Source organism: Oerskovia merdavium, assembly GCF_014836755.1.
GTDB classification, from domain to species: Bacteria; Actinomycetota; Actinomycetes; order Actinomycetales; family Cellulomonadaceae; genus Oerskovia; species Oerskovia merdavium.
Window position 1 is genome coordinate 1 of the sequence record NZ_JACSQF010000025.1, and the last position, 14,250, is coordinate 14,250.

Genomic DNA, 14,250 nt, shown 5'->3' on the forward strand with positions numbered 1-14,250 from the left:
GCGTCGGGTCGGGCGTCGGCGTCGGGTCGGGCGTCGGCGTCGGGTCGGGCGTCGGCGTCGGGTCGGGCGTCGGCTCTTCCGGCACGCAGAACTGCCAGTCCTTCTCGTCGACCCCGCCCCGGCCCGAGTTGTCCTCACCGAAGTGGTAGTCGTACCCGTTGGACTCGGTCCAGGTGATGCACATGCCGGGCTCGAGCCCGAAGTACGACCAGGGGATGAAGGTCTTCCCGATCAGCTCGCGGTGGCTGTCGATGCTGACGTTCTGCGCACCGGGGACGTTGATGTTGACGTAGCCGTTCGCGGGGATCAGGTCGTCGAAGTGCAGGCCGTCGGCCTCCCACCAGAACGGGCGGTAGACGCCGTCGTCCCGGTAGCCCGGGGTCACGACGGTCCGGTCGCCGGCAGCCACGCACGTATCGCAGCCGTCGGCGGCCACGTCGGGCACGACGGTCTCCTCCGTGGCGACCGACTCCTCGGCACCGACCGTCCCGTCGGGCGTGACGCCGTCGGCGGACGCACCGTCGACGTCGTCGGAGTCCGCGGCAGAGTCTGCGGCGTCAGCGGCGGACGTCCCGTCGCCCGCAGGGTCGGGCACTTCCTCGGAGGCGTCGACGTCGGGTGCGGCCTCTGCCGTCGGGCCGTCCGCTGGGAGCTGCGCGTCGTCCGACCCGTCGTCGGCCCCCGAGGGGGCCTCGGTGACGACAGGCGTGGGGCCGGTCGTGTCCTGCGGGACGGCCTGCGCGGCGACAGGCACGGTCGTGAGCAGCAGTGCCAGGGCTGCTGCCGGGATGGTCGAGCTGGTCATCGTTGCTCCTTTTCTCAGGGTGCGAGCTGGTCCACTGGTTGGGCTGTGGGTGAGCGGGCCGCACGGCGCGGTAGCCGGCGGGTGGGCCCGCGGCTTCGTCGAGGACCTCGAGGTCCACTGGTCGGGGTGCAGGTCGATCGCAGCGCTCCGAGGCCTGCGCTCAGACGCCTCAGAGCGGCTTCCGAGCACCGGGCGGGCGGCCGAGCAGCACGTCGCCGACCGGATCGTGAGCAGTGCCGTGCTGCCGGGTGAGTCCCGGGGCTCTCGCCCCGGCACCAGATCTCCCGGTCAGGCGCCGACGGACGCGCTGTCGATGTGCTGCACGGGGTTCCACCCGACGTCACGCGAGGTGGCCGTCAGGAAGCAGGCGCGGACGAACGCGAGCTGGAGGAACATGTCGTAGGCGAGCTCGGGCAGCACCATCGACGCGAGCGCACGCGCACGCGGTCCCGCCTCCCAGACCGTCACGAGCCGCTCGGCGACGAGCACCAGGCCCACCGCGAGCCAGAACGGGACGAACCGGAACGACCCCGCCGCCACCGTGAGCGCGGTGAGGACGACGAGGCTCGCGAGCATGAGCGTCCCGAGCGCGATCATCGCCTGCTGCCCCACGTACCGAGCCGTGACCCGGGTGACCCCGTAGGCGCGGAGGTTGTCGAGCATCCCCTTGTACCAGCGCACGCGTTGGCGGTGCAGGTCTCGAGCAGTCGGCATGAGCTCGGTCGTGCACGACATGCTCGTCGGCGAGGCGAGCTCGTAGCGAGGGTGCGCAGCGCGAGCGTCAGCTCCGAGTCCTCGGTGATGGCGCCCGGGTCGTAGGCGGCCCCCGGGGGACCGGGCAGCCGTGTCCCGCGGTGCCGCGCCACGTCGGCGAGCGCTGCGGTCCGGATGAGTGCGGCCGTCCCCGTGAGCACCGTGGTCCGCCCGGTCACGTCGATCTGCACCGAGTAGCGCTCGTACTCGTCGGCCTGGAGCTGTTCGAGCAGCGAGTGCGGAGGCGTGCCGTGGAAGACCCCACCCACCGCGCCCAGCTCCGGACGTTCGTCGAGCAGGGCGAGCCCTTCCTCGACGAACGTCGGGGCGATCGAGGTGTCGGCGTCGAGCACCAGGACGTTCTCCGCCTCCACGGCGGCGAGCGCCTGGTTGAGCGCGCCCGCCTTGCGACCGGTGTTGCCCACGGTCTCCATGACGTCGGCACCCAGCGCCCGTGCGACCTCGACCGTGCGGTCGGTGCTGTTGTCGGACACGACGAGCACGCGGTCGACGGGACGGGTCTGTGCCCGCAACGACGCCAGCGTGCCGGGCAGCGCCTCGGCCTCGTCGTGCGCCGGGACCACGGCGACGACGCGCGGAGCCACCCGGCTCATGGCTGCGAGGCGTGCCGCCTGCGCAGCACGCGCGCGATCGTCACGAGGGCGAGGCCCGCCACCACCAGAGTCCAGGCACCCACCACGGCGAACCCGGTCGCCATCGCGCCTGTGGCTGCGAGCGCCGCCCCTGCCTGGGTCGTACCGAGCTGATACATGGTTTCCTCCTCCATCGGCTGTCGGTGGAACCACCATCCCTTCGCCGGGGCCACGCTCAGGCGGCCTCGGCCGAGCTCTGAGCAGGCAGGGGCGACAAGGTGAGCACCCCGCACCGGGCCGCTGGGTGCTGCTGGCGCGCTTCGTGAGGACCGGCACGGCGCCCGGGGCGTCGGCTGTCGACGCGCGGGTCGTGCCGGGACGGAACGCTCCCGAGGAGGACTAGATCAGTCCCGCGATCTCGTCGCGCGAACCCACCCCGAGCTTGCGGAAGATCCGGTAGACGTGGTTGTCGACCGTCCTCTCGCTGACCACGAGACGTTCAGCCACGTCGCGGTTGCTCAGCCCGTCCGCGACGAGCCGAGCCACCTCCAGCTCTCGAGGCGTGAGCTCCTCGGTGGGCTTGAGCGCGGCGAGCAGCAGGTCCAGCTCCTCACCGGTGGTCGACACCCGGTCCCGCAGCCGGGACGACTCCTCCGTCACCCGCGCGGAGTGCCCGGCCGCACGCAGGATGCCGATGGCGGCGACGTGGGCCCTGACGGCGAAGGTGGTCAGTCGGCATGCGAGGAGCTCGTCGACCGCACGCAGGAGATCCTCGACGGACTGGGCGGCCGCCGCCTGCAGGTAGCGCCCGAGCGCAGGGAGGACCGTCCCCTGCGCCTCGGCCGCGAGACGCGCGACCCGGTCGGTGCGGACGTCGTCCCGCCACAGGTCGAGGAGGATCGCAGCGTCGAACGTGGCCGCCAGGACGTAGCCACGGTCGGCGAGCGACGCGACCTGGTCCCACGCCGTGCGCGCGACCCCCCGGGCGTCGTGACCAGACCGGAGGGCGAGGGCCACGGCGAACGGGGCCGGGCGCCCGAGCGGCGTGAACACCGCCTCGAGCTGCATGGACTCGAGCTGGGCGACGAGCGACCGCGCACTGGGGACGTTCCGCTCGAGGAGCGACAGGGCGGACGCGAGGGCCAGCAGACCGGCCCGGGTCGTCGGCCGCAGCGGCGCGGGAGCGCCGATCGCGAAGATGCTCGTCAGGTGCTCACGCAGGGCCGTGAGCCGTCCCTGCAGGAAGAGCCCGAGCGCGACCACGTAGCCCTGCGGCTCGATCTGTCCCGGCTCGAGCGTGCCGCGCGCCTCGTCGAGGAGGCGCATCGACCGGTCGGTCGCCGCCACGACGTCGCCCGCGAGCAGCTGAGCCTGGGGCACCAGTGATGCGGTGTCCTGCCGCGGCGACGTCTCGGGCAGGGACGCTACGGAGAACTCGTGCCAGGCGTCGACGACCCGGCCGCAGGCGAGGAGCGACTCGCCACGGACGAGCCGGACCACGTCGTCGACCTGGGTCAGGATCCCTCCCGGGGCCACAGGGGTGCCGGCAGCGACCCGAGGGGGTGTGGCGCCAGACCCTCGCTCCGGAGGACCGGCACGACCTCCCTCCTCAGGGCGCGTGTCTCCAGGCTGCTCGTCGACGCCCACGACGAGCCGGACGTGCTGGGCGACAGCGTCGAAGAGCGAGGCCTCACGTTCCTCGGCGGAGGCGGCGAGCCGGGAGAGCGTCGTCAGCGCGCGTGCCGGCTCGTGGAGCACGAAAGCCTGGTACCCCGCCTCCCAGACCCGGACGAACTCGACGTACCGGCTGGGCTCGGCCCCGTCCTCCTGTCGCGACTCGTCGAGGACCTCGCTGATCAGCGAGGCGGGAGCCCCTTCGGTCACGAGGGAGTCCAGGTACAGCACGGTGTTACGGCTCGTCGGCTGGTGCCGCCACGTATCGCGGGTGACGAGGAGGCGGGTCGCCTCGCGCTCCCGCAGGATCCGGCCGAGGATCGCCGAGGACTCGGGCGACGACGACCACCGCATGGGCGACCCCAGCACGGGGCGCTGGAACTTCAGGGCCACGTCGTCGCGTCCCGGGTCCACCATGGATCCGATCGCGTCCACGGCGCGGACCCCTCGCGCGTCGTGCCCGATGTGCCGGAGGTGCTCGGCGAGCAGCGGCGGGAACAGGACGACGAGGGATCGATCCTCCTCCTCGACGAAGCGCACGAGCCCGTGGTCGTCGAGCACGACCACGGTCGACCAGGGCAGCAACCTGCGGACCGTCCTGACCTCCGTGGGGCCGAGGACCGAGAGGATCCTCAACCCGTCCTGCTCCTCGTCCCGCAGTCCGCCGAGCAGGCGCCCGACCGGCACGGCCAGCGCCGGGGTCCACAGGTCACGCCGGGACGCCCACCCCGCCGGTTCCTTCGTCAGGTGCCCCGCTCGGCGAGCCTCGAGCACGATCGAGCGGGCGAGGCCCGGCAAGCCGCCGGAGAGCGCATACACGCGGCCTGCCACGTCCGAGTGCACCTGACCGCCGAGCAGCTCGGACGTCAGCCGGTGGACCTCCTCGAACGGGAGGACGGGCATCCACAGCACCGTGGCATCGCGCCCGGCGAGGACCCGCTCGACCGGCCCGGTCCCCGGGAACGGGGGGCGTACCGTCGCCACGACGCTCGCGCCCTGACGGGCGACCACGGTGGCGATCACCGCTGCCGACGCGTCGTCGAGCGCTTCGACGTCGTCGAGCAGGAAGAGTGCTCGCCGGCCCGAGGCCGCCCTGGTCACTCCGTCGACCGCGGTCGCCATCGCACCCGACGGCCCGACCGGTCCCGTGAGGAGGCCGGCGAGGGCGAGCGACTCGAGGGGGCGTTCGCTTCCCGCGCCGAGCCCAGGCACCGACACGACGTTCCAGCCGCCGTCGTCCGCGACGTCCCGCAGCTGCGCGAGGAGCGTGGAGCGCCCCGACCCCGGGAGACCGACCACGGAGACGGACGTCCCGGCCGCGACGGCCTGGCGGAGGACGTCGAGGACGGGCGCGCGGGGGGTGGGTGCGCTCATCGATCAACCATAGGGAGCGACGTGAGAGCCTGCCTGCGGAGCAGCGCGCGGCGCAGCGCTCACGTCGTACCGCTCATGGCCGCACGTGCTCAGCCGTCACCGGCCGGGTGCCTCAGCCTCGGACACCGTCGAGGAACCTGATGACCCGCTCGGTGAGCAGGCGCGCCGCGTGCTCGTCGTAGGACGGCAGGCTCGCGTCGGCGAACAGGTGCTGGTCGCCCGGGTAGAGGAAGAGCTCGGCCTCGCCCGGTGCTGCCTCGACCAGGGCGCGGGCCGCATCGAGGTCTCCCTCGTCCGCGAAGAACGGGTCGGCGTCCATGCCGTGGACCTGCACCGGCACGCCGAGCGGCCACCCGTCGTCGCTGAACTCGGACGTGGGCACGCACGACGAGAAGAGCAGCGCGCCCCGGGCGCCCTCGCGGGTCTGGGCGAGCATCTGCGCGGGCACCACGCCGAGCGAGAACCCTGCGAACACCAGCTCCTCGGGCAGCCCGTCGGCCACGGCCACGCCGCGCTTGCGGACCGTGTCGAACCCGATCTCCCTCACGTACGCCATGCCGCTGTCGATGTCGGGGAACGTCCTGCCCTCGTAGAGGTCCGGCAGGTAGACGGTGTTGCCCGCCTCGCGGAGGGTCTCGGCGAACGCCTCGACCCCGGGCGTCAGTCCGAGCGAGTGGTGGAAGAGCAGTACCTCGGCCATGTGCGGGTTCCCTCCGGTCGCTGGCGCCGGGGCGGCGCCGCCTCCCCGATCATCGCGCAGGACACCCACACGTGCCGGGTGTCGTGCACCGCCGGTCCCGCGGTCCCCCTCACCGCCCGAGCGCCACCGGCCCCAGCCGCCGCAGCAGCGCGAGGCGGCTCGCGGTCCGCTCGACGTCGAGCGCCACGCCCTCCTCGCCGTGCCGGCGGAGCGTCTCCTCAGGATCCTGGTGGGCCAGGACGTGCAGCGGCACGTCGCCGTCGCACAGCACGTCGACGAGGTTCGCGAACCGCTGCCCCGTGTCGGGGGCCTGGGCTCCCAGGGCGGGGACGCCGTCGAGCACGACCGTCCCGAAGCGCTCTGCGAGGTGCAGGACGTCCGAGACCGCGGTGCGCCCCGCGCACCAGTGCCCGAACCCGAGCCACACGACGTCCCCCCGGACGGCGAGGACCGGGTGCTCGCGCGAGCCGATGCGGACCGTCGTCGCCTCTGCCGGCCCAGGGCGGTCGAGCCCCGCGGCCGCGAGCCGGGCATCCGTGGCGGGCCACACGAACGAGCCGCCCCGGAAGCCGGCCACGTCCTCGCTCGGCGCTCGCCGGTGGTCGCGGTGCCCGCCGACCTCGACGACGTCGAGCCTCGCGGTGAGCAGGTCGATCGTCGGGACGAACAGGTGGTGGTACGCGGGGCTCGGCATGAGGCCCGACGGCGGGTAGTTCGACGTCAGGACCACCCGCACGCCGCGCGCGTCGAGCGTCCGCACGGCGCGCGCGACGAGCATGGCGTCGCCCGCGTCGTGCACGTGGAACTCGTCGAAGCAGACCAGGTCCGCGTCCCCGAGGATCGCGTCGAGCGCGGCGTCGATCGACCCGCGGTGGAAGCGTTCGCCGTGCAGGCGGCGCAGGAAGTCGTGGAAGTGCACGCGCACCGCGCGGGTGCCGGGGCCGCGACCGCTACCGCTGCCGCGACCGCTGCCGAGGGCGAGCCGTCCCACGGTCGCGTGGAACACGTCCATGAGCCAGGTCTTGCCCCGGCCCACGGACCCCCAGAGGTAGAGCCCGTTCAGCCCGCCAGGGGAGGGCTCGGCGAGCCGGGCCGCGAGGGCGTCGAGGGCTTCGACCGCGGGGGCCTGGCCAGGATCGAGGGAGAAACCGCGTCGCGCGGCGTCCTGCCCGACGGCGTCGCGCACCGAGCGCGACGGTCGGTCGCCCTCGTCGAGGGCCGGGGAACGCGTCGGGTGGCCGGCCGGGAGATCGCGCAGGTCGCCGGTCACCAGTTCCTCGTCCACCCGTCGAGCCTACGCGAGCAGCCCGGACCTCCCTGGACGCAGCACGGACCGGTCGTCAGACGTGGGCCGGGCGGAACCCCGGGGCACTTCTGACGACCGGTCCGTGATGCTGCTCGCGCCGCAGCGGCGAGCCCGTGGTGCGAAGGTCAGGCGAGCGCCTTGGCCTTGAGCGACGCGAACTCGTCGGGCGTGATGGTCCCCGCGTCGAGGAGGGACTTGGCCGTGGCGATCTGGTCGGCCGGCGACTGACCACCTGTCGCGACCGTACGGATGTAGGAGTCGGCCTGCGCCTTGGCGGCGTTGGCCGCGGCGATCTGCCGCTCGGTCATGCCCTTGCCCCGGGCGATGACGTAGATCAGGGCCGTGAGGAACGGGAAGATCACGAGCGCGATGATCCACAGCGCCTTCCACCACCCGTTGAGCGTGTGGTCACGGAAGAGGTCGCTGAGGATCTGGAACAGAACCATCAGGTAGGCGATGAAGACGAAGGACCAGATGAGGAGCCAGAAGAAGTCCCAGAAATCCATGTGAAGCCCCGTTCGGAGTGCCGTCAGCGCTCGCGGCGCGCGAGGACGCTGACGTCAGGCTACTGAGGAGGCGTTGTGTGCGCGCGGTGAAGAGAGGCCGATTCCGGGTGAACTCGCGCAGACCGTCAGACTCCGTCGCATGCGGGACTTTCGCGCCACGACCGGCCGGGCCACGAGACGCCCTCCCCCGGGTCAGCCGGGGACGAGCATGCGGTTGTCGTCAAGAATCGACGTATCACGACGCCCACCGCATGCTCGACGCCTCCCGCCGACGGACGGGGGCGCGGTACCTCAGCCCTGCGTCTCGACGGCAGCGAGGAGCACCGTGGACCACGAGACCGCGGGCAGCTCGATCGTCAGGACGCCGCCCTCCACGGTCACGTCCTCGCGGGCCACGGGCACCACGCGGTCGGGCTCGTCAGCCGTGTTGTGGTCGTACGGGTCGTCGCTCGTGAGCGTCGAGGCCTCGGACAGCGCGAGCGCGCCGAACGCGGCGAGGTCCACGTCGACCGTGACGGGCTCCGAGGGGTTGCGGTTGACGAGGAACACGGCGAGACGCCCGGTCCCCTCGTCCCAGGTCGCGACCGCGTCGACCGACGGGACGTCGCCGTGCTGCACGGTCGGGAACGTCGGCGAGACGGGCTCGACCCGCAGGACCGTGCCCTGCGCGAGCGCCGACGCCTGCGCGAACGGGTAGAAGATCGTCTGGCGCCAGGCGCGCCCGCCCGGCTCGGTCATGATCGGCGCGATCACGTTGACCAGCTGGGCCTGGCTCGCCGAGGTCACGCGGTCGCTGTGGCGCAGCAGCGAGATGAGCATGTTGCCGACCACGACCGCGTCGGCCGCCGAGTACTGGTCCTCGAGGAGGACCGGACCGACGGGCCAGTCCGCACCCTGGGGCGGGACTGAGGCCGCACGGGACTGGTACCAGACGTTCCACTCGTCGAACGAGAGGTCGATCTGCTTGTCGGACTTCTTGACGGCCTTGACGTGGTCTGCGGTCGCGACGACCGAGTCGACGAACCTGTCCATGTCCACCACGGAGCCCAGGAACGAGTGCAGGTCGTCACCCTTGATCTCGTAGTAGCGGTGCACCGAGATGTAGTCGACCTCGTCGTAGGTCTCGGTCAGGACGACCCGCTCCCACTCGCCGAACGTCGGGAGGTCGGGGGCCGAGGACCCGCACGCCACGAGCTCGAGGCGGTCGTCCACGAGACGCATCGCGCGGGCCGTCTCGGACGCGAGCCGCCCGTACTCGTAGGCCGTCTTGTGCCCGACCTGCCACGGACCGTCCATCTCGTTGCCCAGGCACCACATCCTGATCGCGAACGGCTCGTCCGCACCGTTCGCGCGACGCTGCTCGGAGAACGCCGTGCCGCCCGCGATGTTGGTGTACTCGAGCAGGTCGAGGGCCTCCTGGACGCCCCGCGTCCCGAGGTTCACGGCCATCATGGGCTCGATCTCGGCCTTGTCGGCCCACCTGAGGAACTCGTGGAGCCCGAACGTGTTGGGCTCGAGCGTGTGCCATGCCAGGTCGAGCCGCGCGGGGCGGTCCTCGACCGGACCGACGCCGTCCTCCCACCGGTAGCCCGAGACGAAGTTGCCCCCCGGGTACCGCACGGTCGAGACGCCGAGCTCGCGGACCAGGTCCAGGACGTCCCCGCGGAAGCCGTCCGCGTCGGCGGTCGCGTGCCCCGGCTCGTAGATGCCGGTGTAGACGCAGCGCCCCAGGTGCTCCACGAACGAGCCGAACGTACGGCGCGAGACGGGGGCGACCCGGAAGTCGGGGTTGAGGACCAGACGGCCGGCGAGCATAGGTGGGGCTCCGTTCGGGACGAGGGCGGTGTGGTGATGTCGAGAAGCGGGTCGCCGCCGGTCCGCGGGGGCGGCGCGGACGAGGTGCGGCCTCTGCGGCCCTGCGGCCAGCGGGTCAGCGGGTCAGCGGGTCAGGAACGGTGCGCCGGTGGCACCGACGTGCTCGCGCGGATCACGAGCTCGACGGGGACGTCGTGGACCTTGCCGGGGGTCGGACGGCGCCCTGCGATCTGCTCGAGGAGCAGGTCCATGCAGAGCTGGCCGACCTGGTCGAAGTGCTGCCGGACGGTCGTCAGGGGCGGCCAGACGTACTCGGCCACGTCGATGTCGTCGAACCCGGCCACCGACACGTCGCCCGGGATCGAGATGCCCCGCTCCTGGAAGGCCCGCATGAGCCCCAGGGCCATCTGGTCGTTGGCGCACAGGATCGCCGTGATCTCCTCGGGGATCCGGTCGGCGAGGACCGCCCCCAGCCGGTAGCCCGAGGCCGGGGTCCAGTCGCCGTGGTAGACGGGAGGCACGGGCGCGCCGTTCGCGACGAGCGCGGCCTCCCACGCCTCGCGACGGACGCGGGTCGCGTTGCCGCTCGGCGGCCCGGCGATGTGCCACACGGTCTTGTGGCCCAGCCGCAGCAGGTGCTCGACGGCCTTGGTCACGCCGCTCGCCTGGTCGGTCATGACGAGCGGGTACGACGTCTCGGCGAGGTCGTCGGTCACGACCACGGGGATGCCCGGCGCGAACATCACGGACGAGCGCTCGAGGATCTCGCTCTCGACCACGATGAGCCCGTCGACGTTCTGCGCGGCGAGCTGGGCCATGGCCGCGCTCACGCCGCCCGCCGTCGGGCTGTCGAGCGAGATGAGGTTGGTCGAGAACCCGTGCGCCTTGGCCGCGAGCGCGAGCGCCTCGACCGTCTTGACGTCGCCGAAGCGCGAGAGCGAGAAGGCCACGACGCCGATCGCACCGAAGCGCCCGGTCGTCAGCGCGCGCGCTGCGGCGTTCGGTCGGTAGCCGACCGATCGCATGGCCTCGAGGACCTTGGTGCGCGTGGAGGCCTCGACGTTCGGCGAGCCGTTCGAGACGCGGGAGACCGTCTGGGGCGAGACGCCCGCGACCGCTGCGACGTCGACCATGGTCGGCACCTTGCCGTGCCGTGTCGCGGGTGAATCGGTCATGGGGGTCGCACTCCTTCGTTCCGGACCTGTGGGCAGAACTGTAGCCGAGATCACGGTTGCGCAACCATTCGACGGGTTGTCTGGCACCCACTCATCTTCTGTGCACGCCCCAGAAGCGGCTTGACCACTCGGAAATCACGTGTGATGCTGAACGCCAAGCGCATGGTTGCGCAAACATGCTTGCCCGAATCGAGGAAGATGACGATGACGTCCGTGACGACGAGCGCTCCGCCCCGCAAGACCCGGCGCGCCAAGGCTCCACCCGAACGACGAGAGTGGACCGGGCTCGCGTTCGTCCTCCCCTTCCTCGCGGTGTTCGTCTTCGCGATCGTCGCCCCGCTCTTCTACGCGGTCTACCTCTCGTTCTTCCAGGACCGGCTCGTGGGCGGCTCGTTCTTCGCCGGCTTCGCGAACTACGCCCAGGCGCTGACCGACCCGCTGCTGCACGTGGGCCTCGGTCGCGTGCTCCTGTTCTTCGCGGTCCAGGTCCCGATCATGCTCGGCCTCGGGCTCTTCGCGGCCCTCGCGATCGACTCGGGCCGCCTCCGGGCCAAGGGCGCCTTCCGCATCACGCTCTTCCTCCCCTACGCGGTCCCCTCGGTCGTCGCGGCCCTCATGTGGGGCTACATGTACGGCAACGAGTTCGGGCTCATCCGCCAGATCGGCGACGCGATCGGCGTCGCGACCCCGGACCTGCTGTCCGCGTCGTGGGTCCTGGTCGCGATCGGCAACATCGTCACGTGGTCGTTCGTGGGCTACAACATGCTGATCCTCTACTCGTCGCTGCGCTCGATCCCGACCGAGCTCTACGAGGCCGCGGAGATCGACGGCGCCGGCGCGATCCGCACCGCGTTCTCGATCAAGCTCCCCGCGCTGCGCCCCGCGCTCCTGCTGACCACGATCTTCTCGGTCATCGGGTCGTTCCAGCTCTTCAACGAACCCAACGTGCTGCGCGCCCTGGCCCCCACGACCATCAGCAGCTACTTCACGCCCAACATGTACGCGTACAACCTGGCGTTCAACGGCCAGCAGTACAACTACTCGGCCGCCGTGGCGATCATCGTCGGCGCGGTCACCGTCGTCGTCGCAGCCCTCGCGCAACGACTGAGCCGAGCAGGAGAGAAGTGATGACGCAGACCAGCACCGTGCAGGCCTCGCCGGAGGCCCCGGTCAAGAAGGCACGCACCGGGCGCCGCCGCCCCGCCTCCTCGTCCCGGGCACGCACCTCGCCCACCCTGTCCATCCTCATGACGCTCATGCTGCTCTACGCCGTCGTGCCGCTGCTCTGGCTCGTCATCAACAGCACCAAGACCAACGGCGGGCTGTTCAACTCGTTCGGCCTGTGGTTCGCGGACGACTTCGCGCTCGGCGAGAACCTGACCAAGCTGTTCTCCTACCAGGGCGGCATCTACTCGAACTGGCTCCTCAACACCGTGCTCTACGCGGGCGTCGGCGGGATCGGTGCCACGATCCTCGCCACGCTCGGCGGCTACGGGCTCGCGAAGTTCTCGTTCCCCGGTCGCAAGTGGGTCCTCGCGGGCGTGATCGGGGCCATGACGGTCCCTCTCACGGCCCTCGCGGTCCCCACGTTCCTCATGTTCTCGCGCCTCGGGCTGGTCAACACGGCCTGGGCCGTGATCATCCCCGCCCTCGCGAGCCCGTTCGGCCTGTACCTGATGTACGTGTACTCGCAGGACTCCGTGCCCGAGTCGCTGCTCGAGGCCGCGCGCCTCGACGGCGCGAGCGAGCTGCGGACCTTCCTCTCGGTCTCGCTGCGGCTCCTGACCCCGGGTTTCATCACGGTCCTGCTCTTCACGGTCGTCGCGACCTGGAACAACTACTTCCTGCCGCTCATCATGCTCACCGACCCCAAGCTCTACCCGCTCACGGTCGGCCTGAACCAGTGGAGCGCGCAGGCGGGCTCCTCCGGGGCGAGCGAGCCGGTCTACAACCTCGTGCTCACCGGGTCGCTCGTCGCGATCGTCCCGCTGATCATCGTCTTCCTCTTCCTCCAGAGGTACTGGCAGTCCGGCCTCGCGGCCGGTGCGGTCAAGCAGTAGCACCACCCCACGTCGGCTCCCCGACGGACCCCTCTCCACACCGAAGTGAAAGGTAGTCACCCCATGAGGATCACCCGCGCCCGCGGAGCCGCGGTCACCGCTGCAGCACTCACCCTCACCCTGACCCTCGCTGCGTGCTCCGGCGGCAGCGACGGCGGCAGCTCGGACGGTGGTGGTGGCGGCGACGTCACGGCAGCCGACATCGACGCAGCGCTCGACGCCGAGGGCACCACGACCCTGCAGTACTGGAGCTGGGTCCCGAACCTCCAGCCCACGGTCGACCTGTGGAACGAGGCCCACCCGAACATCCAGGTCGAGCTGACCAACGCGGGTCAGTCGGCCGACCAGTACACCAAGCTCCAGAACGCGATCAAGGCAGGGTCGGGCGCGCCCGACCTCGCGCAGATCGAGTACTTCGCCCTCCCCCAGTTCGCGCTGGGCGAGTCGCTCGTGAGCCTCGACGACGTCGGCCTGTCCGACCTCGAGTCCGACTTCACGGCCTCGGCGTGGGAGCAGGTCGCCGCAGGCGACGGGCACTACGCCTTCCCCCAGGACACGGGCCCCATGGTCATGTTCTACCGCGCCGACATCCTCGAGCGCCTGGGCGTCGAGGCCCCGACGACGTGGGACGAGTTCCTCACCGTCGCGCGCGCCATCAAGGCCGACAACCCCGAGAACTTCATCGCGTCGATCGACCCGGGCGACGCGGGCGGCGTGGACTCGCTGATCTGGCAGGCCGAGGGCCGTCCGTTCTCGGTCGAGGGCACGGACGTCAACATCTCGTTCGGCGACGAGGGCACGCAGAAGTTCGCCGAGCTGTGGGACACCCTGATCTCCGAGCAGCTCGTCGACGTCGCGGGCGGCTGGAACGACGCGTTCTGGCGTTCGCTCGACTCGGGCCGCTACGCCATGTGGATGACGGGCGCCTGGGCTCCGGGCTCGCTCGAGACGAACATCCCCTCCACGGCAGGCAGCTGGAAGGCCGCGACCATGCCCGTGTGGGAGGCCGGCACCCCGGCCAACGCCGAGAACGGCGGCTCGGGCACGGCAGTGCTCGCCAAGAGCGAGAACAAGGCCGCGGCCCTGGCCTTCGCCCGCTGGCTCAGCACGGACTCCGAGGCCGTCCAGGCCCAGGTCGACGCAGGCCTGTTCCCCTCGACGAGCTCGATCATGGCCGACACCGACTTCCTCGGCGCCACGTCCGACTTCTTCGGCGGCCAGGCCGTCAACGAGGTCTTCGTCCAGGCCTCGAAGGACGTCAGCTCGGGCTGGCAGTACCTGCCCTTCCAGGTCTACGCGAACTCGGTCTTCGGTGACACCGCGGGCCAGGCGTTCAGCAACGCGACGCCCATCGCCGACGGCCTGACGGCCTGGCAGGACCAGATCACCACGTACGGCAACGGGCAGGGATTCAAGGTCACGAACGACTGACCTGCCCGGTGGGCCGAGCAGGCAGCCCGGCCCACCGACCCGACGCCCGCGGGGGCCG

General features: G+C 71.5%; 12 protein-coding genes and 1 pseudogene. 3 read left to right on the plus strand and 10 right to left on the minus strand.

Annotated features, from left to right (window positions below; genetic code table 11):
- The 10 genes and pseudogenes from H9641_RS18035 to H9641_RS18080 all read right to left on the minus strand — a co-directional run.
- Positions 1-805 (minus strand): annotated as a pseudogene (locus H9641_RS18035) (hypothetical protein); the annotation flags it as partial.
- Between the two features lie 288 nt (positions 806-1,093).
- A complete protein-coding gene (locus tag H9641_RS18040; RefSeq protein ID WP_191805794.1) occupies positions 1,094-1,417 on the minus strand; it encodes a hypothetical protein in 324 nt (107 codons plus the stop codon).
- Positions 1,399-2,172: a glycosyltransferase family 2 protein gene (locus H9641_RS18045; RefSeq protein ID WP_191805795.1), complete on the minus strand. Its 774-nt coding sequence runs from the start codon at positions 2,170-2,172 to the stop codon at positions 1,399-1,401. The genes H9641_RS18040 and H9641_RS18045 overlap by 19 nt, the downstream gene beginning before the upstream one ends.
- Positions 2,169-2,330, minus strand: coding sequence for a hypothetical protein (locus H9641_RS18050; protein ID WP_191805796.1), 162 nt, complete (start codon positions 2,328-2,330; stop codon positions 2,169-2,171). Before H9641_RS18050 ends, H9641_RS18045 begins: the two co-directional genes overlap by 4 nt.
- Before the next feature lie 220 nt (positions 2,331-2,550).
- On the minus strand, positions 2,551-5,199 hold the full coding sequence (locus H9641_RS20820; RefSeq protein ID WP_318244678.1) for a helix-turn-helix transcriptional regulator: 2,649 nt from the start codon (positions 5,197-5,199) through the stop codon (positions 2,551-2,553).
- 112 nt (positions 5,200-5,311) lie between these two features.
- Positions 5,312-5,899: a dienelactone hydrolase family protein gene (locus tag H9641_RS18060; protein ID WP_191805797.1), complete on the minus strand. Its 588-nt coding sequence runs from the start codon at positions 5,897-5,899 to the stop codon at positions 5,312-5,314.
- Between the two features lie 109 nt (positions 5,900-6,008).
- Positions 6,009-7,184, minus strand: a complete 1,176-nt coding sequence (zapE, locus tag H9641_RS18065; RefSeq protein WP_318244679.1) for a cell division protein ZapE — start codon at positions 7,182-7,184, stop codon at positions 6,009-6,011.
- Positions 7,185-7,330: 146 nt separating this feature from the next.
- Positions 7,331-7,711 carry an SHOCT domain-containing protein gene (locus H9641_RS18070; protein WP_191805798.1) on the minus strand — a complete coding sequence of 127 codons (381 nt, stop codon included), beginning with the start codon at positions 7,709-7,711 and terminating at the stop codon, positions 7,331-7,333.
- 291 nt (positions 7,712-8,002) lie between these two features.
- A complete protein-coding gene (arfA, locus tag H9641_RS18075; RefSeq protein ID WP_191805799.1) occupies positions 8,003-9,526 on the minus strand; it encodes an arabinosylfuranosidase ArfA in 1,524 nt (507 codons plus the stop codon).
- A 131-nt stretch (positions 9,527-9,657) separates the two neighbouring features.
- A complete protein-coding gene (locus H9641_RS18080; RefSeq protein ID WP_191805800.1) occupies positions 9,658-10,701 on the minus strand; it encodes a LacI family DNA-binding transcriptional regulator in 1,044 nt (347 codons plus the stop codon).
- Positions 10,702-10,905: 204 nt separating this feature from the next.
- Here H9641_RS18080 and H9641_RS18085 point away from each other — a divergent pair, with 204 nt between their 5' ends.
- The 3 genes from H9641_RS18085 to H9641_RS18095 all read left to right on the plus strand — a co-directional run bounded on the left by H9641_RS18085 (position 10,906) and on the right by H9641_RS18095 (position 14,192).
- Positions 10,906-11,829, plus strand: a complete 924-nt coding sequence (locus H9641_RS18085) for a carbohydrate ABC transporter permease (RefSeq protein ID WP_191805801.1) — start codon at positions 10,906-10,908, stop codon at positions 11,827-11,829.
- Positions 11,829-12,761, plus strand: a complete 933-nt coding sequence (locus tag H9641_RS18090; protein WP_191805802.1) for a carbohydrate ABC transporter permease — start codon at positions 11,829-11,831, stop codon at positions 12,759-12,761. The genes H9641_RS18085 and H9641_RS18090 overlap by 1 nt, the downstream gene beginning before the upstream one ends.
- A 63-nt stretch (positions 12,762-12,824) precedes the next feature.
- Positions 12,825-14,192 carry an extracellular solute-binding protein gene (locus tag H9641_RS18095; RefSeq protein WP_191805803.1) on the plus strand — a complete coding sequence of 456 codons (1,368 nt, stop codon included), beginning with the start codon at positions 12,825-12,827 and terminating at the stop codon, positions 14,190-14,192.
- The last annotated feature ends 58 nt before the right edge of the window (positions 14,193-14,250 follow it).